This is a genomic window from Streptomyces sp. NPDC059787 (assembly GCF_042732315.1).
GTDB lineage: Bacteria > Actinomycetota > Actinomycetes > Streptomycetales > Streptomycetaceae > Streptomyces > Streptomyces atrovirens.
On the sequence record NZ_JBHWHX010000001.1, the window covers coordinates 1 to 18982 of the forward strand.

At 72.0% G+C, this 18982-nt stretch carries 21 protein-coding genes; 14 read left to right on the forward strand and 7 right to left on the reverse strand.

Annotated elements, in window-relative coordinates:
• Positions 1-49: 49 nt before the first annotated feature.
• The 3 genes from ACFV5H_RS00005 to ACFV5H_RS00015 all read right to left on the reverse strand — a co-directional run bounded on the left by ACFV5H_RS00005 (position 50) and on the right by ACFV5H_RS00015 (position 4077).
• Positions 50-1303 (reverse strand): DUF5667 domain-containing protein, encoded by a 1254-nt coding sequence (locus ACFV5H_RS00005; RefSeq protein ID WP_385054153.1) that lies wholly within the window; start codon positions 1301-1303, stop codon positions 50-52.
• 250 nt (positions 1304-1553) lie between these two features.
• Positions 1554-2405, reverse strand: coding sequence for an ECF subfamily RNA polymerase sigma factor, BldN family (locus tag ACFV5H_RS00010; RefSeq protein WP_385054156.1), 852 nt, complete (start codon positions 2403-2405; stop codon positions 1554-1556).
• A gap of 760 nt (positions 2406-3165) precedes the next feature.
• The gene (locus tag ACFV5H_RS00015; RefSeq protein WP_385054158.1) at positions 3166-4077 is read right to left on the reverse strand and encodes an HAD family hydrolase; all 912 of its coding nucleotides are present in this window, start codon (positions 4075-4077) and stop codon (positions 3166-3168) included.
• A 95-nt stretch (positions 4078-4172) separates the two neighbouring features.
• Here ACFV5H_RS00015 and ACFV5H_RS00020 point away from each other — a divergent pair, with 95 nt between their 5' ends.
• The 5 genes from ACFV5H_RS00020 to ACFV5H_RS00040 all read left to right on the forward strand — a co-directional run bounded on the left by ACFV5H_RS00020 (position 4173) and on the right by ACFV5H_RS00040 (position 9927).
• Complete coding sequence (locus ACFV5H_RS00020) at positions 4173-4460, forward strand: glutaredoxin family protein (protein ID WP_385054160.1); 288 nt, start codon at positions 4173-4175, stop codon at positions 4458-4460.
• 301 nt (positions 4461-4761) lie between these two features.
• Positions 4762-5526, forward strand: coding sequence for a redox-sensing transcriptional repressor Rex (locus tag ACFV5H_RS00025; RefSeq protein ID WP_385191812.1), 765 nt, complete (start codon positions 4762-4764; stop codon positions 5524-5526).
• Positions 5523-7241: a glutamyl-tRNA reductase gene (locus ACFV5H_RS00030; RefSeq protein WP_385191814.1), complete on the forward strand. Its 1719-nt coding sequence runs from the start codon at positions 5523-5525 to the stop codon at positions 7239-7241. Before ACFV5H_RS00025 ends, ACFV5H_RS00030 begins: the two co-directional genes overlap by 4 nt.
• Positions 7238-8233: a hydroxymethylbilane synthase gene (gene hemC, locus ACFV5H_RS00035; protein ID WP_385054167.1), complete on the forward strand. Its 996-nt coding sequence runs from the start codon at positions 7238-7240 to the stop codon at positions 8231-8233. Before ACFV5H_RS00030 ends, hemC begins: the two co-directional genes overlap by 4 nt.
• Entirely contained in the window at positions 8230-9927 is a 1698-nt protein-coding gene (locus ACFV5H_RS00040; protein WP_385191817.1) for a uroporphyrinogen-III synthase, read from the forward strand. The genes hemC and ACFV5H_RS00040 overlap by 4 nt, the downstream gene beginning before the upstream one ends.
• Positions 9928-10094: 167 nt before the next feature.
• On the opposite strand, the gene ACFV5H_RS00045 is transcribed toward ACFV5H_RS00040, so the two are convergent.
• Positions 10095-11384: a helix-turn-helix domain-containing protein gene (locus ACFV5H_RS00045; RefSeq protein ID WP_385054173.1), complete on the reverse strand. Its 1290-nt coding sequence runs from the start codon at positions 11382-11384 to the stop codon at positions 10095-10097.
• 186 nt (positions 11385-11570) lie between these two features.
• Here ACFV5H_RS00045 and ACFV5H_RS00050 point away from each other — a divergent pair, with 186 nt between their 5' ends.
• From ACFV5H_RS00050 to ACFV5H_RS00060, 3 genes are all read left to right on the forward strand, one after another.
• Positions 11571-12038 (forward strand): hypothetical protein, encoded by a 468-nt coding sequence (locus ACFV5H_RS00050; RefSeq protein ID WP_385054175.1) that lies wholly within the window; start codon positions 11571-11573, stop codon positions 12036-12038.
• 99 nt (positions 12039-12137) lie between these two features.
• Positions 12138-12845, forward strand: a complete 708-nt coding sequence (locus ACFV5H_RS00055; protein ID WP_385191819.1) for a class I SAM-dependent methyltransferase — start codon at positions 12138-12140, stop codon at positions 12843-12845.
• Between the two features lie 30 nt (positions 12846-12875).
• Positions 12876-13004 carry a hypothetical protein gene (locus ACFV5H_RS00060; RefSeq protein WP_385054178.1) on the forward strand — a complete coding sequence of 43 codons (129 nt, stop codon included), beginning with the start codon at positions 12876-12878 and terminating at the stop codon, positions 13002-13004.
• A gap of 62 nt (positions 13005-13066) precedes the next feature.
• Here ACFV5H_RS00060 and ACFV5H_RS00065 read toward each other — a convergent pair whose 3' ends face one another.
• Together ACFV5H_RS00065 and ACFV5H_RS00070 are read right to left on the reverse strand one after the other, a co-directional pair.
• Positions 13067-13246 (reverse strand): DUF397 domain-containing protein, encoded by a 180-nt coding sequence (locus tag ACFV5H_RS00065; protein ID WP_385054181.1) that lies wholly within the window; start codon positions 13244-13246, stop codon positions 13067-13069.
• Positions 13243-14076, reverse strand: coding sequence for a helix-turn-helix domain-containing protein (locus ACFV5H_RS00070; protein WP_385191821.1), 834 nt, complete (start codon positions 14074-14076; stop codon positions 13243-13245). Before ACFV5H_RS00070 ends, ACFV5H_RS00065 begins: the two co-directional genes overlap by 4 nt.
• Before the next feature lie 145 nt (positions 14077-14221).
• Here ACFV5H_RS00070 and ACFV5H_RS00075 point away from each other — a divergent pair, with 145 nt between their 5' ends.
• The 6 genes from ACFV5H_RS00075 (at position 14222) to ACFV5H_RS00100 (ending at position 18145) form a co-directional block, all read left to right on the forward strand.
• Positions 14222-14548 carry a putative ATP-grasp-modified RiPP gene (locus ACFV5H_RS00075; protein WP_385191824.1) on the forward strand — a complete coding sequence of 109 codons (327 nt, stop codon included), beginning with the start codon at positions 14222-14224 and terminating at the stop codon, positions 14546-14548.
• A 3-nt stretch (positions 14549-14551) separates the two neighbouring features.
• Complete coding sequence (gene tgmB / locus ACFV5H_RS00080) at positions 14552-15532, forward strand: ATP-grasp ribosomal peptide maturase (RefSeq protein ID WP_385191826.1); 981 nt, start codon at positions 14552-14554, stop codon at positions 15530-15532.
• A complete protein-coding gene (tgmC, locus tag ACFV5H_RS00085; protein WP_385191828.1) occupies positions 15529-16731 on the forward strand; it encodes an ATP-grasp peptide maturase system methyltransferase in 1203 nt (400 codons plus the stop codon). Before tgmB ends, tgmC begins: the two co-directional genes overlap by 4 nt.
• A gap of 87 nt (positions 16732-16818) precedes the next feature.
• Positions 16819-17247 (forward strand): ATP-binding protein, encoded by a 429-nt coding sequence (locus ACFV5H_RS00090; RefSeq protein ID WP_385191830.1) that lies wholly within the window; start codon positions 16819-16821, stop codon positions 17245-17247.
• Positions 17248-17334: 87 nt separating this feature from the next.
• Complete coding sequence (locus tag ACFV5H_RS00095; protein ID WP_385054198.1) at positions 17335-17646, forward strand: peptidoglycan-binding protein; 312 nt, start codon at positions 17335-17337, stop codon at positions 17644-17646.
• Positions 17647-17686: 40 nt separating this feature from the next.
• A complete protein-coding gene (locus tag ACFV5H_RS00100) occupies positions 17687-18145 on the forward strand; it encodes a hypothetical protein (RefSeq protein ID WP_385191832.1) in 459 nt (152 codons plus the stop codon).
• Positions 18146-18172: 27 nt separating this feature from the next.
• Here ACFV5H_RS00100 and ACFV5H_RS00105 read toward each other — a convergent pair whose 3' ends face one another.
• Positions 18173-18820: a DUF4232 domain-containing protein gene (locus ACFV5H_RS00105; protein WP_385191834.1), complete on the reverse strand. Its 648-nt coding sequence runs from the start codon at positions 18818-18820 to the stop codon at positions 18173-18175.
• Positions 18821-18982 lie beyond the last annotated feature (162 nt).

Sequence of the window (18982 nt, forward strand, 5' to 3'; positions counted from 1 at the left end):
CGCAGTTCCCCGCGCCCCTTGAGGGGCGCGGGGAACTGCGCATTCGGTTCTACTCGTCGTCCTCGCTGTCGATGCCCAGGCCTGGGAGGAGGCCGGGGAGGAGGGGTGGGAGGGTGATGTCGGGGGCGGGGGGCGGGGTGATGCGGCCTTCCGCCGGTGGTGAGGTGGAGACGGTGCCGCTTTCCTTGGGCGGGTCGAGCAGGCCGCCGGTGTTGCCACCGAGCAGGCCGTCGCTCTCGCGGCCGGTGTCGGCGGAACCGGAGGGGTCGGCGCTGCCGGTGCCGCTCTCGCCGGAGGTGCCGTCGCCCGTGTCGGGGGACTGCGAGGAGCCCGTGCCGGACGACGGGGTGCCGGGTGTCGACTCGGAGCCGCGCCGCTCCGCGCCGTCGCCGTCCTCGTCGGTCGAGGGCTGGGGGAGCAGCGAACGCAGCGGGGCGACGTCTTTCTCTATGGCGTCGAACACCGACGAGACCTGCTCACTCACGTCCCCCAGCTGTACGGGCAGCCGGTCGCGCAGGGTGCCCCAGCTCTGGCGGTGCGTCCGGGAGAAGGAGGAGAGCGCCTGCATGGGGCCCAGGGAGTCCGGGTCGCGCTGGTAGGCCTCGCGCAGCAGCCGGTGGCCCTCGGCGGCGTCGTGCCGCATGCCGGACAGGGCGCGGCGGATCTCGCCGAGGGACTCGTGGTCGAGGGTGCCGCCGCGGTCGCGCTCCATCAGCCGGCGGGCTTCACCGAGGCGGGTGGAGGCGTGGTCGAGGTAGACCCGGCCACGCTCGTCGTTGCCGTCGGCGAGGCCGAGCTTGACGTCCTCGATGCCGCGCTTGACTCCGTAGAGGGAGTCACCGGGCAGGGCGTCGGAGCTGGCGACGGCGACTCCGCCCAGGGCGCCGGCGGCGACGCCGACGGTGAGTCCGCCCGCGGTGAGCCCTTTGGCCAGCCGCGAGCGTGGTCGCAGCTTGCCCAGCGGGGTCGCCCGGTGGGTGCCCCTGGCCCGGCGCGAGCGCTGTTCGGGTACGGCCTGATGCGTCGCCTCGCCCGCAGCGGTGCCCTCCTGGAGCATGGCCTCGAACGCGGCCACCAGCTGGGCCCGCTGGACGACCTTGACCTCGGGGTCCAGTTCCGGCTTGGGTAGCGCGCCGAGGCCGGAGGTCAGCGCGAGCAGTTGCGCCTGCTCGGTCTCCGCGGCGGCGGCCGGGGCCGGTGCCGATCCTTCGGACTGCTCGGCCGCCGTGCCCCGGTCGGACTGCTCCTCCAGGGCCTGGGCGAAGGCGTTCGCCCGCCGGTGCGCCGATACGTTCGCGATCACTGGCGGCACCTCCTCTCGTCATCACGGTCGACTCCCCAGGGGGTCCTGAGGGTTCCCGCCCTGACCAGGGCCACACGATCGAGTGATCGAAGTCGGTCAGGGGGTGACCACAGGGAGCCTGTATCCCGCACAACGAGTGGCGCGGCACTTGGGTTACGGACCCGGGATGACCGAATGAGGAAGCCAACCGGGTTTCACGTAACGTGAGTTGGGTGTCGCAGAGCGTGTTCCGGTCGGCGGGTGTGTCCGGTCAGCGGGCGTCGTCCGGGAGGAGCCGGGCGAGGGTGCGGACGGCCCGGTACTGGAGGGTCTTGATGGCACCCTCGTTCTTGCCCATCACGCGGGCGGTCTCGGCGACGGACAGACCTTGGAGGAATCGGAGCGTGACGCACTCCCGCTGTTGGGGGTTGAGTCGTCGTACGGCATCGAGGAGGGCGGCGTTGGACAGGGACTCGAGAACGGAATCCTCGGGGGAGCGCTCGACCTCGTTGGCGTCGAGCATCTCCCCGGTGGTGACCTCGAGGCGGAAGCGGCTGGACTTGAAGTGGTCGGCGACGAGGTTGCGGGCGATGGTCACCAGCCAGGCGCCGAAGTCGCGGCCCTGCCAGGTGAAGGTGCCGATGCGGCGCAGTGCGCGCAGGAAGGTCTCGCTGGTGAGGTCCTCGGCGGTCGCCTTGCCGCCGACGCGGTAGTAGATGTAGCGGTAGACGGTGTCGCTGTACTGGTCGTACAGCCGGCCGAAGGCCTCGGCCTCGCCGGCCTGGGCGCGCTCGACGAGGTCCATCATCCGGGCACTGTCGCTGTCGGCGGCGGGGCGGCGGGCGGCGGGGGTGCCGGTGGCCGCCCTGGCGGCGGATCCCCTGGCCGCGCCCCTGGCCGCGGCGGCGGGGGGTGTGGAGGGCGCTGTGGGGCGGCACCCCCGTCCGCCGACCGCGGCGCTGCCGTCGGCGAGGGCGTAGCACGGGCCGGCGGCGGGGGCGGTGGCGAACGCGGGGACCGTGTGCGCGGTGGGGACGATGCCGCGCAGCAGGTCTCGGGCTGTCGCGACTGTCGCGCGCAGCTTAGCCAGGCCCGAGGCGTCAACCCCGACGTGTGGGTACACGGGACTCCCAGAGGCAGAGCTTCCATCACGTGCAGTGCGGGACCGTTCACCCGTCGTAGCGAGGTGGGGGTACCGAATTGCGTCTGAGGAGAATAACGCTTCGTACAGGCTCTGCTACACCGAGTTGCTCAAATCATCGATTACGTCGTTTCCGTAACCGGTTGATGGGCGTTCGGGGGCGGTGTGGTGATCGGTTGTTGACCGGAATGGTTCGTGTTTCGGGTGGGTGTGGGGCGGGTTGTGGCCGTGTGCAGCCAAGAGGACTGGGCAAGGGGGTTGTGGGGTAAGGCAGTTGGATTGGCCGGGTTCGGGGGCGGGGTGGCGGAAGTGGTCCCCGGTGGTCGGTTCGGCGGGGGGATGGGGGTTGACCGGGGGCGTGGTGCTGCGGCGGGGTTGACGGGGCCAGGGGTCGGGGCGGGGGTTTGTCGCGCGGCCCGGCGTTCGCCGGATGCCGTCGCGTCCGCCCGTGTGGCGGGGCGGCGGGTGCCCGGTGTCGCGGCCGGGCGGGGGTTTGTCGCGCGGCCCGGCGTTCGCGGGGTGCCGTCGCGCCCACCCGTGCCGCCCCAGCGGCACGACTGCCCGCGGGAACGTGGTATGCGGGTGTGCGCGGGAACGTGGTGTGCGGGTGTGCGCGGGAACGTGGTGTGCGGGTGTGCGGGTGTGCGGGTGTGCGGGTGTGCGCGGGAACGTGGTGCGCGGGTGTCCGCGGTGGGTGCGGCGTGGCGGGTGTCCGCGGTCTCGGGCGGGTTGTGGCCGGCCGTCAGCGGCGTTTGCGGTGGAGGGCGATGGCGGCTGCTGTGCCGCCGGCCACCGCGCCGACGCCTGCTGCCGCCGGGATGCCGACCTTGGCCGCCTTGCGGCCGGTGCGGTAGTCGCGTAGGCGCCAGTCCATGCGGCGGGCGTGCTTGCGGAGCTTGGAGTCCGGGTTGATCGCGTAGGGGTGGCCGACCAGGGACAGCATCGGGATGTCGTTGTGCGAGTCGCTGTACGCCGCGCAGCGGCCGAGGTCCAGTTCCTCCGCCAGGGCGAGGGCGCGTACCGCCTCCGCCTTCGCGGGTCCGTGCAGCGGTTCGCCCACCAGTTTGCCCGTGTACACGCCGTCGACCGACTCCGCGACCGTCCCCAGCGCCCCGGTCAGCCCCAGCCGGCGGGCGATCACCGTGGCGATCTCCACCGGCGCCGCCGTCACCAGCCACACCCGCTGCCCGGCGTCCAGGTGCGCCTGTGCCAGCGCACGGGTGCCCGGCCAGATCCGCTCGGCCATGTACTCGTCGTAGATCTCCTCGCCGATGGACTGCAGCTCGGAGACGCGGTGGCCCTGGACGATGGAGAGCGCCGAGTCGCGGGCCTCCTGCATGTGCTCGGGGTCCTCGACCCCGGCCAGCCGGAACCACGCCTGCTGCCAGGCGAACCGGGCGAGGTCGCGCGTCTCGAAGAACTTCCGCTTGTACAGTCCCCGCCCGAAGTGGAACAGGGCGGCGCCCTGCATCACCGTGTTGTCCAGGTCGAAGAACGCGGCGGCCCGTTCGTCCCCGACGACCGGGAACTCCGGTTCGCGTTCGGAAACTTCCTGGGTGGACTTGCGCGCTGCCTCCGCCGAGGCCTCGCCTGCCAACACGCTGCGTGCCGTGGCGGAGCGCCTACGGGGGGTGAGCCATCCGAGAGCGGCCATGGCGTGAGCATAGCCAGTCGGCGCGGATGTTCCGGAGCCGAGAGGTTCGAGCGTCGTGAACTCTCCGGGTCCGAGTCGTTAAGGCGGGCGTGACAATGGCCCGTATGAGCCCACTCTTCCGCCGCAACACCCCGGCCGCCCCGCAGGACCGGCTCGTCACCCTCGTGCGCAAGCCCGGCTGCCATCTGTGCGACGACGCGCAGGTGGTGGTGGAGAAGGTGTGCGAGGAGCTCGGCGTCCCGTGGGAGCGCAAGGACATCACCCAGGACCGGGAGCTGCACGACCGGTACTGGGAGCAGATCCCCGTCGTCCTCGTCGACGGCCGCCAGCACACCTTCTGGCGTGTGGACGAGGACCGTCTCCGCAGGGCCCTCACCGACTGACCGGCCAGTCCAAACCGGCTGGAAAGTCGCTTAGGATCGATGGCGGCTTGGTCTCGGGGGCGGGATTCACAGAGGAGAGTGTGCGGTTTTGCCCCCAGAAGAAAAGGAACGGTGGCGCTCGTGCGCCGGTTCCCCGCGAGTGCGCCGGGGGCGCGTGACCCCGGTCACGTTGGCCGGGCAAATCGGACACAATCTTTGTGCACGCGTTCACAAAGACATAGCCTGCATTCGACGGGGCGGTCCGGGGACGTATGACCTGACGTATGACCGCCTGAAGCCCCGCTCTACCCGCAGGAGCACCGTGGCAACTGGCCGAACTCACCGACCGGCGACCCGTAGCCGAGGGATTCCCGAGGCCACCGTCGCCCGCCTTCCGCTGTACCTCCGCGCCCTCACCGCGCTCTCCGAGCGCTCGGTGCCCACGGTCTCCTCGGAGGAGCTGGCGGCCGCCGCGGGGGTCAACTCCGCGAAGCTGCGCAAGGACTTCTCCTACCTGGGCTCGTACGGGACCAGGGGCGTCGGCTACGACGTCGAGTATCTCGTGTACCAGATCTCCCGCGAACTCGGCCTGACCCAGGACTGGCCGGTTGTGATCGTCGGCATCGGTAACCTCGGCGCCGCCCTCGCCAACTACGGAGGGTTCGCCTCCCGTGGTTTCCGGGTCGCCGCGTTGATCGACGCCGACCCCGCGATGGCCGGGAAGCCCGTCGCCGGGATCCCGGTGCAGCACACCGACGAGCTCGAGTCGATCATCACGGACAACGGCGTGTCGATCGGCGTGATCGCGACCCCCGCCGGCGCCGCCCAGCAGGTCTGCGACCGTCTCGTGGCCGCCGGTGTCACCTCGATCCTGAACTTCGCGCCGACCGTGCTGACCGTCCCGGACGGTGTCGACGTGCGCAAGGTGGACCTCTCCATCGAGCTGCAGATCCTCGCCTTCCACGAGCAGCGCAAGGCCGGCGAGGAGGCCACGGCCGAGCCCGTCGCCGCCCCGGCCGCCCCCCGCAAGCAGTCCGCCACCGACCAGGGGCCCGACGGGGACGTACCCGCCGTGATGCCGGCATGAGTCTCCTCGTCGTCGGACTGAGCCACCGCAGCGCGCCGGTCAGCGTGCTGGAGCGGGCCTCGCTGGGCGTGGACGCGCAGATCAAGCTGCTGCAGGACACGGTCGCCGCGGAGCCCGCCGCCGAGGCCGCGGTCCTCGCCACCTGCAACCGCATCGAGCTCTACGCCGACGTGGACAAGTTCCACGCCGGCGTCGCCGAGCTGTCCACGCTGCTCGCCCAGCACAGCGGGGTCGGCCTGGAGGAGCTCACTCCTTATCTCTATGTGCACTACGAGGACCGGGCCGTCCACCACCTGTTCTCGGTGGCCTGCGGCCTTGACTCGATGGTCGTGGGCGAGGGCCAGATCCTCGGCCAGATCAAGGACGCGCTCGCCCGCGCGCAGGAACTGCACACCGCCGGACGGCTGCTGAACGACCTGTTCCAGCAGGCGCTGCGGGTCGGCAAGCGGGCCCACTCCGAGACCGGTATCGACCGCGCCGGGCAGTCCCTGGTCACCTTCGGCCTGGAGCAGCTCGCCGTCGGCGCGCCCGTCGAGACGTGGGCGCGGGACAAGAAGGCGCTGGTCATCGGCGCCGGTTCGATGTCCTCGCTGGCCGCGGCCACGCTCGCGCGGGCCGGTGTCGGCGAGATCGTGATCGCCAACCGCACGCCCGAGCGTGCCGAGCGTCTCGCACACCTGCTCGAAGAGCAGCGCGGGCAGGGTCTCGCCGAGGGTGACGACACGGACGTGCTGGCCCGCGCGGTCCCGATGGGATCGGTGCCGTTCGAGCTGACACGTGCCGACGTCGTCGTCTCCTGCACCGGTGCGACGGGACTGGTCCTCACGGCCGACGCGATCGCCGCGGGCGTCGAGGGCCGGGTCGGCGAGCAGCCGGCCGTCGGGACCGTCCCGGTCGAGGAGGCACCGCTCCCGCCCACCTCCGTGGGCACGGAAGAGGGCTGCCCGCTGGACCTGTCCGCCGTACGGCCCGGCTTCTCCGTGATGGGGGAGGCCGCCGTCGCCGGCATGGACGCGGCGACGCTGGAGCAGCACGCCGCGTGGGCCGCGGGCACGACCGTCGACCGCCGTCGGACCGGCCGCGGCGGTCCGGAGGCCGACGCCGAGCTGATCGGCGCGCTCGCCGCGACCGCGTCCACCGTCGGCCGGATCCCCGAGCGGCGCCGCCCGGAGCCGGTGGCCGAGCCGCCGCGCCCCGAGCCCGTGCTGTTCCTGCTGGACCTGGCGATGCCGCGCGACATCGACGCGGCGGCGCACCGGCTGGCCGGCGTGCGCCTCGTCGACATCGAATCGCTCGCGGAAGCCTCCGCGGACGCTCCGATGGCTGCCGATGTGGACCAGGTGCGGCGTATCGTCTCCGACGAGGTCGCCGCGTTCGGGGCGGCACAGCGGGCGGCGCACATCACGCCGACCGTCGTCGCCCTGCGCACCATGGCGGCCGATGTGGTGGCCGGCGAGATCGCCCGTCTGGAGGGGCGGCTTCCCGGCCTGGACGACAAGCACCGCGCGGAGATCACCCAGACCGTGCGGCGGGTGGTCGACAAGCTGCTCCACGCGCCGACGGTACGGGTCAAGCAGCTCGCGGCCGAGCCCGGCGGCGCCGGGTACGCGGACGCGCTGCGCACCCTGTTCGACCTCGACCCCGAGACGGTGGCCTCCGTCTCCCGAGCCGAGGAAAGCACCGAGAAGAACGCAAGGAACCGAGGGCCGGCATGACTGAGAAGGCACTGAGGCTGGGGACCAGGCGCAGCAAGCTCGCCATGGCCCAGTCCGGGCAGGTGGCGGAAGCCGTGAGCCAGGTGACCGGACGGCCCGTCGAGCTCGTCGAGATCACCACGTACGGTGACGTCTCGCGCGAGCACCTCGCGCAGATCGGCGGCACGGGTGTGTTCGTGGCCGCGCTGCGCGAGGCACTGGTGCGGGGCGAGGTGGACTTCGCGGTGCACTCGCTGAAGGACCTGCCGACCACGCAGCCCGACGAACTGGTCGTGGCGGCCATTCCGGTGCGCGAGGACCCGCGCGACGTGATGGTCACGCGCGACGCGCTGAAGCTCACGGACCTGCCGCGCGGCGCCCGCATCGGCACGGGTTCGCCGCGCCGCATGGCGCAGCTGAACGCGTACGCGCGCAGCCACGGCATGGACATCGAGACGGTTCCGATCCGGGGCAACGTCGACACCCGCATCGGGTACGTCCACAAGGGCGAACTGGATGCCGTGGTGCTGGCCGCCGCCGGAATGAACCGGATCGGACGCAGTGACGAGGTGACCGACTTCCTGTCGGTCGACACGGTACTGCCCGCCCCCGGCCAGGGGGCACTGGCGATCGAATGCACCGCGGACGACGCGGAGCTGATCGCCGCGCTCGCCGAGCTCGACGACCCGCTCACGCGGGCCGCCGTGACGGCCGAGCGTTCCCTGCTCGCCGCCCTGGAGGCCGGCTGCTCCGCCCCCGTGGGCGCGCTGGCCGACCTTCCCCCACTCTCGGCTCCGCTCGAGCGGGGGGACCCCCAGGCCGACGGGCAGATTGTCAAGGAGATGCGCCTGCGCGGCGTCGTCGGCTCGACCGACGGCTCGACGCTGGTGCAGCTGTCCACCACCGGTCCCGTGCCCGAGACGCACGAGGCGGCGACGGCGCTCGGTCGCGAACTCGCCGCCGAGATGCTCGCGCAGGGCGCGGCCGGTCTGATGGGGGAGCGAGCACAGTGAGCCCCACCACCCTTCCCGCCCCTCCGGAACACGGGCACGTCACCTTCCTCGGTGCCGGACCCGGGGATCCGGGACTGCTGACCCTGCGCGCCGTGGAGGCGCTGGCGAACGCGGACGTCCTCGTCGCCGAGCACGAGGTGCTCGACGTCGTACGCACGCACGCGAGGCAGGGCGTCGCCGAAGTGCACACGGACTCCGACACGTCGGATCCGGGCACGGGCACGCCCCAGCTGACGGTCGTTGACGGCGCGTCAACAACCACCAGTGCCCCCGCGATGCGGGATGCGGCACATCTTGTCATGGAGGCCGCGCGGGGCGGCAGGCGGGTCGTGCGTGCGGTGTCCGGTGATCCCGGGCTCGACGCGTACGCCGCCGAGGAGATGCTGGCGTGCGCCTCGGCCGGGGTGCCGTTCGAGGTCGTCCCCGGTGTCGCGGCGGCGGTCGGCGTACCCGCGTACGCCGGTGTGCCGTTGCGTGACGCCCAGGGCGCGGACGTCCGCTTCGTGGACGCGCGTACGGCCTCGGACCGCTGCTGGACGGAGGTCGGGGCGTCGGACGGCACGGTGGTCGTCTCCACCACGCTCGACTCCGTGGCCGCCGCGGCGGGCGAACTGGTGTCCGCCGGACGCAAGCCCGACACCCCGCTGACGGTGACCGTCGCCGGTACGACGACCCGGCAGCGCACCTGGTCGGCGACGCTCGGCACGATCGCGCAGACGCTGAAGCAGGCGAAGGTGCTGCCGTCCCCGGACGGCGGCCGGCCGGTGATAGCCGTGGTCGGCGAGCGCAGTGCCCCCGCCCGGCGCGACCAGCTGTCGTGGTTCGAGTCCAAGCCGCTGTTCGGCTGGAAGGTGCTCGTCCCGCGTACGAAGGAGCAGGCGGCGTCGCTCTCCGACCAGCTCCGCTCGTACGGCGCCGTGCCGCACGAGGTCCCGACGATCGCGGTGGAGCCCCCGCGCACCCCGCAGCAGATGGAGCGGGCGGTCAAGGGCCTGGTGACGGGCCGCTACGAGTGGATCGCGTTCACGTCGGTCAACGCGGTGAAGGCGGTCCGCGAGAAGTTCGAGGAGTACGGCCTCGACGCCCGTGCCTTCGCGGGCATCAAGGTCGCGGCGGTGGGCGATCAGACGGCCAACGCGCTGATCGCCTTCGGCGTGAAGCCGGACCTGGTGCCGAGCGGTGAGCAGTCGGCCGCCGGCCTGCTGGAGGACTGGCCGCCGTACGACCCGGTCTTCGACCCGATCGACCGCGTCTTCCTGCCGCGCGCCGACATCGCCACGGAGACGCTGGTCGCGGGCCTGATCGAGCTGGGCTGGGAGGTCGACGACGTGACCGCCTACCGCACGGTCCGCGCGTCGCCGCCCCCGGCGGACACCCGTGAGGCGATCAAGGGCGGCGGTTTCGACGCGGTCCTGTTCACGTCGTCCTCGACGGTCCGGAACCTGGTCGGCATCGCGGGCAAGCCGCACAACGTGACGGTGATCGCCTGTATCGGCCCGGCGACGGCGAAGACGGCGGAGGAACACGGCCTGCGGGTGGACGTGATGGCTCCCGAGCCGTCGGTCCACAAGCTGGCGGAGGCCCTGGCCGACTTCGGCACGCGGCGCCGGCTGGCCGCGCTGGACGCCGGCGACCCGGTGACCCGGCCGAGCGAGCGGCGGCCGGGGGCGCGGAGGCGTCGGTCGACGACCTGAGGTGAGGAGGGGCGCCCTTTCGGGGGCGTCCTTCTTCGTCCGGCCCCCGACGTCACCGCCGCGGCACCCCGTCCACCGCGTTACGCCGAGGCGCCGCAGCGGGTTCGGGAGATGGGTGACGGCCCTCGGACATCCGGCAAGCGGCCACTGTGTCTTGCAGCGCCTGTTCAGGCTCGGGTCATGGCGGTGTGGAGTTCCCGTACGCCCGTGGTCCGCGGGTGCCGCTCGGCGAGCTCGTCGACGATGCTGCGGATCGCCGGCCGGTCGCGTACTTCGCCGGGGCTGGCCCGGTAGGCGTCGAGCAGGGCGTGGGCCGTCTGTTCTGGCCGGTTCCACGCCCACCAGGCGCGTGCCATGTCGGTGCCCATGCGGGCCTTGCGTTCGGCGGTCGGGAACTGGTCGGCGCGCAGGTTCTTCCCCGCGTCCAGGGCGGCGCCCGCGTCGCCGAGGGCCCAGTGCACGCCGACTGCGTACAGGTCGACGGCGGCTGGGCTGATCGGAAACAGGCGGCCTGCCGGGGCGGTGCCGGGGAGCCGGCAGGCTGCTCGGCGGGCTTCCTCGGTCATCGCCAGTGCGTCGGCACGCTGCCCGCCCCGGGCGGCGGTGTAGGCGAGGGTGCACAGCATCTGCGCGTAGGCGGCCGCCGCTGCCTCCGTGCGCAGCCCGGTGGCCTCGACGGTGGCGGCCGCCGATGTCATGAGCCGCTGGGCGTCGGCGTGACGGTCCTGGTGGCGCAGCACGATCGCCAGTTCCCTCGCGGCGGCCGCCGCGGCGAGGGGCGAGCCCGAGACTTCGGCCCAGGTACGGGCGCGGTCGGCGGTGAGGCGGGCGCGGTCGTAGGAGCCGAGCTTGATGAGTACGGCGGAGGCGAGGCTGTAGACCGAGGAGAGCCGGGCCTGGTCGAGGCTCTGCCGGGACGCGGCTGCGCTGTGCCCGTCGGCGATGAGGGCGGGCAGCGCGGCGAGGAGCTGACCGTGTCCGCCCTTGTCGTACAGGGTCCGGGCGGAGGACAGGCGAGCGTCCAGGGGCCCGGTGCCGACAGGGGCTGGAGTGTTGGCGAGCGCGTCGTCCAGGCCGGTCAGCAGGGCGACCGGTCCGGCGGCCGCCGTGGCGGTGAGCAGCGTACGGCGGCGCATGGGGTCCTCCTCGGCGTCACGCGGACTGGCCGTCACTCTAGTGGCCGCCGGAGCTGCGGGGGACGGCGGCGCGAGAGAAGCCACCAGCATGTGTCGGGGCACGCCGACTTCCAGCGCGGCACGGTGCACCAGGGCCAAGTCGACCACCCGCGCACTGCGTTCGAGCCGCGAGACGGTGGCCGGCGAGCAGCCGATGCGGCCGCCGAGTACGGCCAGTGTCCACGCTCGGTGCTCGCGGCCGAGCCGGATCAGCGCGCCGGGGCGGCGCTGGGCGGCTAACTCGCGTGCTCTCGTGCTGTTCCAGAGCGGGTCGACGAACACCGGACCCTCCCACGCCGCACTACCGGGGGCGTCCCACGGTAGAGGCGCTGCACGGGCCGCGTCGAGACCGCTTTCACACCGTGCAAACGCCATGCGAGCGGCGAGAATTGATCACAGTCGGCGTGGCCGGTGCGGTGCCCTGGGTGCATCGCCCCGATCCGCGGGGCGCCGTCCATCGGAGGCACCATGGCAACCAGCACCGCTGCAACCGTCCCGGCCGCCTGCCCGACGACCGGCCCGATCCGCTCCGCGCGGGAGGTCGTGCCGGCCGCCCTGTGGAACAAGCAGGTCGGTCTCCTCATGCGGGACCACCCGTACGACTCGGTCATGGCGGCCCGGGTGCTGGGGCAGGGCTACGCCTACCTGCTGACCGCGATGAACCACCGGGGCGACAAGCTGGGCCTGGCGCCGAGCTCGCTCGTCGACATCGGCGTCCACACGATCATCCTGGACACCGTGGCGTACGCCGAGCTGTGCGACCGCTTCAACGGCGGGCACTTCCTGCACCACGTGCCCGAGGTCGACTTCAAGAACGACGGCTCCGTGATGAAGACCGCGCACAGGGTCGCGGCCGACGGCTGGGAGGTCGACCTGTCGCTGTGGCAGGACGCCGCCAAGTGCAGCCCGTGTCACCCTGGCAGCGACTCCCACTGAGCCGCCCCGGTGCCCCGGGCTCCGGCCGGCCGCCGGGGTCCGGGGCACGTCCGGGTGAGATTCCGCGAACCGGCCCGTCTGGCAGCTGTGCCCGCCACCATGGAGCGGGTGACAGCCCTCACCTCTACAGACCTGTGGCACCACTACGGCCGCACCCACCACGCCACCGACCGGACCGTGCCCGACACGTTCCGGTGGGCCTGGGGCCAGGACTGCGGGCCCGGTCCGGACATCCTCGGTGACCTGTCCGGACTGTGCGTCGCCGACCTCGGCGCGGGCGCCGCCCGGCACGCCGCCCACCTGGCCGTCCGCCACCGGCCCGCCCGGGTCGTCGCCGTCGACGCCTCACCCGCCCAGCACGCCATGGCCACGGACCTGTACGGCCATCTCGCGCCGCGCCTGCAGCTGGTGCGGTCGGACGTCGTGGAGCACTTGCGGGCGGCGCCCGACACGTACGACGTGCTCTACAGCATGTTCGGCGCGGTCGACTTCACCGAGCCGCGCCAACTGCTGCCGGCGGCGGCGTCCGCGCTGCGGCGGGGCGGACGGCTGGTGTTCTCCACCCTCGCCCACTATCTCGGCGGGGCGCCCGCACAGCCCGACGTGGAGCATGCCGACATTCCGGCCAGGACCCCGGACGGGGAGCCGGCCACGATGCGCCGCTGGGTGCTCCAGGAACACGTGTGGGCCAAACTCCTCGACGAGGCCGGATTCACCCGGATCAGCGGTGACCTCCTGCCCGCCGGGCAGGGGCCGCGAGCGGCCGACACACTGCTGTTCACCGCATGGCGCGGTCCGCTGCCGTAAACGCCGCCGGGGACGGTCGCTGCGTCGGTGATGAGCCTGCCCCGGCGGCTCGGGATGCCCTGCTCATCACAGTTGGAGGAGTTCGCCGCGATCGCGGAGACCTTGCAGCAGGCGCGGGGAGAGGACGTGGCGGAGGAGGCGGCTCCGGTCGCCGACTGACACGCAGCGGTGGCCCGTTGCCCGCACCCGTGCATTCGGGTGCGGGCAACGTGTGTGCGACGTCAGTGCTCGGACGCGTACGGCACGAAGGTCGCCCAGGTGGTGGCAGCGAGGACGAGGTGGGGGCTGTTCGGGTTCTTGGAGTCGCGGACGAAGACGTGACTCTCGTCCGGGGTGGCCACCTCAACACAATCGGGGCCGCTGGACGTGCTGTAACTGCTCTTTATCCACTCCAGCTTCATGTCTCTCCAAGCACTTTCTCGATGAGGGCCATCGACTCCCGTGGGCTGAGAGCCTGTGCCCGGATGATTCCATACTGGATGTCCAGGAGCTGCACCTCTTTCGGCTCCGCGATCACGCGACTGATGTGCGCCACCTCGACGTGACCGACCGTGGTGCCGTCCCTGAGCCTGAGCAACCTGAACGAGCCGTCGAGCCCCGAGTTCTCCTCGCGGCTCAGAGGTAGTACCTGAAGGTCGACGTTGCGGAACGCGCAGACTTCCAACAGTCGTTCGAGCTGCCTGCGCATCACCATCTTGCCCCCGATGGGCCGACGAAGCGTCGACTCGCATTGGATAAAACTGAAGACGGCCTCGGCTGTCGTGTCGCTGAGGATCTCCTGTCGCGCCACGCGTGCCGACACCTGCTGTTCCAACTGGTCGGCAGTGAAGGGCGGGCGGCGAGCGCTGAGTACTGCCCGTGCATACTCCTCGGTCTGCAGCAGTCCATGGATGACGGAGTTGTTGTAGGCGCACAGTTCGGTGGCCTCCGCCTCCAGGTTCTTCAAGTCCCGTACCTTCTTCGGGTACCGGACCTCCGACACGTCCTTCTTCATCGCGGCGATCTTGCCGCCCGCGCCCAACACCTCGTCCGCCGCGTCCAGGTACTCCGGCCGGGGGATCCGTCGCCCCCGCTCCACGCAGGAGACCGTCTCCTCCCCGTACTTGATCGCCGCCCCGAACTCCGCCTGCGTAAGCCCTGCCGCCTCCCGCCACAGCTTCAGCTGCCGGGTGACCGTGCGCATCACGGCCCCGGCCTCTTCGTCGTCCAGCCCCGCTTCCCACTCACCCATGCTCGCCGCCTCCCGTCGCGCGCCCTTCCCCGGACCAACTCCGGCCGCCCGCGCCCGGTCACCCCGGGCAAGGCGGACAGAAACCGGACAGCCGGCGTACAGCCACTGGCCGTACGAGCTGCCCGTATTCACAGTCTGCACGCACATGAGCACACTGAGTGGCGAGAATCTGGAACTCCGCATCGCGGACAGAGGAAGGACCTCCATGACGACACTCGCCCCCGGGACCCCCTGGGCGCTGCGCCTGGTCACCGACCGGCTGCCGGTCGGGCCGCCGCCGTACGCGACCGTGACGCTCGACCCCGTCACGCAGACCGCCCGCTACGCCGACACCGCCGGGCGACCGGTCGAGATGGGCAAGCACGGGACGTCGAGGACGACCGGTACCGCCTCCGTGTCCGGGGGCGGTGACGGGAACGGTCCGCAGTCCCAGACGCAGGACGACAGCACCACCGACTACGAATCGGACTGACCGATGGCTTCCACCGTCCTGGTCGTCACCGCGCTGCAGGACGTCACGGCGGACCGGGTCGTCGCCGCGTTGAACGAGCGCGAGGTGCCCGTCGTCCGCGTCGACCCCGCCGACATCGGACCCGCCCTGACGTTCGGCTTCCGCATCGGTGCGGACCGTCCGGCGTGGAGCGGACGACTGCGTACGGCGAGCCGGGAGGTGGAGCCGGAGGAGGTGGCGGCGGTGTACTACCGCCGCCCCACTCCTTACGGCACCCGGTTCGCGCATCTGCCCCGGCAGCAAAGGGACTTCGCCGCCGCCGAGGCGCGGCACGGGCTCGGCGGCGTCCTGAACGCCCTGCCCGGCGCCCGGTACGTCAACCACCCGGCCGCGGTGGCCCGCGCGGAGTCCAAGCCCGCCCAGCTCCGCAGGCTCGCCCGGCTCGGGCTGAGGATTCCTCCGACGCTGGTCACCAACGACCGCAGGACCGCAGAGGAGTTCGCTGCCGTCCACGGTCCCGTCGTCTGCAAGACGTTCCGCGGCCTGCCCACCGGCGACGACGGGCGCGCCGGGGCGATCTGGACCCAGCGGGTCGACCCGGAGACCTTCGACGACACGCTCACCGTGACCGCCCACCTGTTCCAGGCCGAGATCCCCAAGACCGGTGACGTACGCGTCACCGTGGTCGGCCGTCGTGTCTTCGCCCAGCAGATCGCCGCACCCGACGGCGCGCTGGACTGGCGCCGGGGCGACTGGGGCGCCCTGCTCCACGCCCCGATCACCGTGCCGCCGCCCGTCGAGGCGGCGCTGCACACCTACCTGGCCTCGTTCGGTCTCGTCTTCGGCTGCTTCGACTTCGCCCTCACCGGTGACGGGGACGACCCGGAACACTGGACGGCGATCGAGTGCAACCCGAACGGACAGTGGGGCTGGCTTCCCGACGCCGAGGACATCACCGAGGCGTTCGCCGACCTTCTCACCGTGGAAAGGAAGGGCCGTCCATGACGATGCCCGTAGACCTCGACACCGATGCCGCGCGGCTGCGCGCCATCATGGCGGAGGACCTCGCCGCACGCGGGGTGCTGGACGATCCGGCCTGGCGGGCGGCGGTGGAGGCGGTGCCCCGGCACCGGTTCGTGCCCGGTTTCTACCTGCCCGGCGAGGAGCGGGACGGGCAGGGGCTGACCCGGTGGCAGCCGGTCACCGCCGCACTCGATTCCGGGCGCTGGCTGGCCGCCGCGTACTCCGACACCACGCTCATCACGCAGTTCGACGGCGACGAACCCGACTGGGAGCACCCGGCCGAGCGGCACGGAGGGGCCCCGACCTCGTCCTCCACCCTGCCGTCGCTCGTGGTGCGGATGTGGGCCGACGCCGACGTGCGGGAAGGGCACTCGGTGCTGGAGATCGGCACGGGGACGGGGTACTCGACCGCGCTCGCCTGCGAACGCCTCGGATCGGCCGCCGTGACGAGCGTCGAGGTGGACCCGCACCGGCTGGAGCGGGCCGCGGGCGCGCTGCACGGCTGCGGTTACGCGCCCACCCTCGCGGTCGCGGACGGGCTGTACGGGTACTGGCCCGAGGCCCCGTTCGACCGGATCGTCGCGGCCTGCTCCTTCAGGGCCGTGCCCCCGGCCCTGGTCGCCCAGACCCGGCCGGGCGGGAAGATCCTGCTGACGCTCTCCGGCTGGCTCTACGGGTACGCCCGCGTCATGCTCACGGTCGCCGGGGACGGCACCGCCGAGGGTCGTCTGCTGGGCGGCACGGTCTCCTTCATGTCGGCGCGTACCCATGCGGCGCCGGCCTTCGGCAACCCCGCCCACTGGGCGGCGGAGCCGCCGGGGGAGGCGCGGATCGCCCGGCACGGTCCCGAGCAGATCACCGCCGCGACCGAGGATGCCTTCCACCTGCGCTTCCTCGTACAGAGTGCGGTACCCGACGCCCAGCTGGCCACCGTCGGCGATGTCCTGTACCTGATCGACGTGGTGAGCGGGTCGGCCGCCGTGCTGACGCCGGACGGCGATGGTGGTTGGCGGGTGCGGGAGGGCGGTCCGGTGCGGCTGTGGGAACGGGTCGAGCACGTTCTCGACGCCTACGACACGGCAGGGCGGCCGGGGCCGGAGACCTTCACCCTGTGCGTCCACGACGGCGGACAGCACCTGCGGCACCCGCACATGCCCTGCCTTCCGCTGCCGTCGCCCTGAAGGGCGGCCCGGTCGGAGCCGGACAGCCTCCGGTCGCACGGGCCACTCACCTTCACAACAGGCGCGCGCCTGAACACGCTGAGTGACATGAGTCAAGGAATCGCCGCACCGCGCACCCCGCTCCACCAGTTCACCGTGCCGCTCTCCGCCACGCGTCGGGGCGCCCGTCTCGCCCGCCTGCTCGCCACCGAGCAACTGGGTTCCTGGGGGCTGCCGTTGGACCCGGCCCGGCTGATCGTCGCCGAACTGGCCACGAACGCCGTTGTGCACGGCCGTGTCCCCGGCCGGGGTTTCCGGCTCACCCTCACCGTCACCGTGGACGGGGTGCTGCGCATCGAGGTGACCGACCCCAGGGGTGAGAGCGCGCCCGTGGCTCGGGACGCTCCGCCGGAGCCCGCAGAGTCGGGTTACGGGCTGTTGCTGGTGGAGGAGTCGGCCGACCGTTGGGGTGTGCCGCCGGGGCCGTTCCCGTGCAAGACCGTGTGGGCCGAGCTGGAGGCCGGCCGCTTCCGGTGACCTCGGCGGCAGAGGGCGTCGACGTCCTCGGGGAGGGGCAGGCCGGGCCGCGAGGCCGGCCAGTTCCCGCCTGCACTCGGCCCGGCGGTGTGGCAGACCATTCTCCGGGCCGACGGCTACCTGGGTACCAACCACTCCGTCGCGGTGGACTGCTCCTTCGGCGCCAACGCCCTGGCGGCCACCAAGCAGTGGCAGAAGGACCACGGCCTCGTGGCCGACTGGGTGGCGGGGCCGAAGACGTTCACCAAGGCGGGCCAGTACCTGAGGGCCGACGGCACGAACATCTACGGCGAGGACATCATCAACTACGACTACCCCGGACCTCGCCCGGTGAGCGGCCCACCGGCACCCTGCGATGCCGGTCGGTGCCATGCATACGATGCTTCGTATGACCCATGACGCACATCGGGTCATATCCGTACCACGTGGGAGAACACACATGCGCAGGGCAACGACCGTGACGGCGCTCATCGCGGCGGCCGGGCTGATGACGGCGTGCGGCGGCGGCAGCGGCGACGGTGACGAGAAGGAGCGTGCCGGCGGGAGCACGGCCGCCTCGTCCTCCGAGGCGTCGTCCGGGGCGTCCTCCGAGGGTGAGGACAAGACGTACGAGGTCACCCTCGAAGTGGGCGGCGCGGGCAAGTCCAGCGTCTACTACACCCTCGGTACGAACAGCACCGAACAGGTCACGCTGCCGTGGAAGAAGACGGACGAGATGACCTTGAACTCCACCGAGCGCAAGGTCGGGATCACGGTGTCCGTCGTTCCGGGATCGGTGAAGCTGTCCAGCGGTCAGTTGGGGGCGGCCCCCTGCTCGATCACCGTCGACGGGAAGAAGGTCGTCGAGGATCAGGGCGGCGCCGAGGGCAAGCACCTGTGCGAGTACACCATCCACTGACGGTGCCCCCGGTACCGGTGGTGCGGGTCAGTCGCCCTGGCCGGCGCTGCCGATCGGGCCGACCTTCACCGGGGTGCCGGAGCCGTCCGTGACGGGCAGCGAGGCGGCGCCCGGCCAGTCGAGGGTGACCGACTTCGTCTCGTTCGGCGGGGTCACCACGAGCCCGGTGATGCGGACGCCGGAGCCGCCCGTGTCGTTGGCCGGGTAGGAGATGAAGAAGGAGACCGACTTGCCGTCCTTCAGGACGGTCGCGGGAGCCGGCTCACCCGTGCGCTCCGCGGACACCGTCCCCGAGTTGGTCTTCAGGTCGACACCGGCGAAGCCCGCGATCGAGCAGTCCCGGCCGCCGCCGTTCGTGAACGTCACCGCGACGGTGTTGTCCTCGTCGCCGTCGATGGTGTTGTCCTGCGCCGTGACCTCCAGCTCGTCGGTGCGGCACTTGCCGGTCGCGCTCTGCTCCTGGCCCGAGCTCTCCCCGGCGGAGTCCTCCGCGGTTCCCTGGGCCGAGCCGTCCGAGTCCGAACCGCCGCTCGAAGAGGAAGAGGAGGAAGAGGAGGAAGAGGCGGGCGAGTCGCTCTGGCCCGTGGCGGCGGCGTCGTCGTCGTTCTGGCAGGCGGTGAGCGAGAGGCCCGCGACGACGGCCAGGGCTGCGATGGTGAGCTTGTTGACGCGCATGGTGTCTTCCTCGGTGTCGGTCGGGGTGCCGGCCCGTCGGTCCGGGCGAGCGTTTCTGAGCATCAAGAGCCGTCCGGCCCGGCCGCCGTTTCGCCCGACCACCCGCTAATACACCCCTGTTACAGACGGAGAGAGACGGTGACACGGGGCTCAGGAGCGCCG

Bases quoted from the DNA above. Each gene is read 5' to 3' on its own strand.
- ACFV5H_RS00015 (WP_385054158.1), bottom strand. From the start codon at position 4,077: ATGGCCGCTCTCGGATGGCTCACCCCCCGTAGGCGCTCCGCCACGGCA.
- ACFV5H_RS00055 (WP_385191819.1), top strand. From the start codon at position 12,138: ATGGAGCGGGTGACAGCCCTCACCTCTACAGACCTGTGGCACCACTAC.
- ACFV5H_RS00100 (WP_385191832.1), top strand. From the start codon at position 17,687: ATGCGCAGGGCAACGACCGTGACGGCGCTCATCGCGGCGGCCGGGCTG.
- tgmB (WP_385191826.1), top strand. From the start codon at position 14,552: ATGGCTTCCACCGTCCTGGTCGTCACCGCGCTGCAGGACGTCACGGCG.
- ACFV5H_RS00075 (WP_385191824.1), top strand. From the start codon at position 14,222: ATGAGCACACTGAGTGGCGAGAATCTGGAACTCCGCATCGCGGACAGA.
- tgmC (WP_385191828.1), top strand. From the start codon at position 15,529: ATGACGATGCCCGTAGACCTCGACACCGATGCCGCGCGGCTGCGCGCC.
- ACFV5H_RS00105 (WP_385191834.1), bottom strand. From the start codon at position 18,820: ATGCGCGTCAACAAGCTCACCATCGCAGCCCTGGCCGTCGTCGCGGGC.
- hemC (WP_385054167.1), top strand. From the start codon at position 7,238: ATGACTGAGAAGGCACTGAGGCTGGGGACCAGGCGCAGCAAGCTCGCC.
- ACFV5H_RS00070 (WP_385191821.1), bottom strand. From the start codon at position 14,076: ATGGGTGAGTGGGAAGCGGGGCTGGACGACGAAGAGGCCGGGGCCGTG.
- ACFV5H_RS00090 (WP_385191830.1), top strand. From the start codon at position 16,819: ATGAGTCAAGGAATCGCCGCACCGCGCACCCCGCTCCACCAGTTCACC.
- ACFV5H_RS00030 (WP_385191814.1), top strand. From the start codon at position 5,523: ATGAGTCTCCTCGTCGTCGGACTGAGCCACCGCAGCGCGCCGGTCAGC.
- ACFV5H_RS00020 (WP_385054160.1), top strand. From the start codon at position 4,173: ATGGCCCGTATGAGCCCACTCTTCCGCCGCAACACCCCGGCCGCCCCG.
- ACFV5H_RS00065 (WP_385054181.1), bottom strand. From the start codon at position 13,246: ATGAAGCTGGAGTGGATAAAGAGCAGTTACAGCACGTCCAGCGGCCCC.
- ACFV5H_RS00050 (WP_385054175.1), top strand. From the start codon at position 11,571: ATGGCAACCAGCACCGCTGCAACCGTCCCGGCCGCCTGCCCGACGACC.
- ACFV5H_RS00060 (WP_385054178.1), top strand. From the start codon at position 12,876: ATGAGCCTGCCCCGGCGGCTCGGGATGCCCTGCTCATCACAGTTGGAG.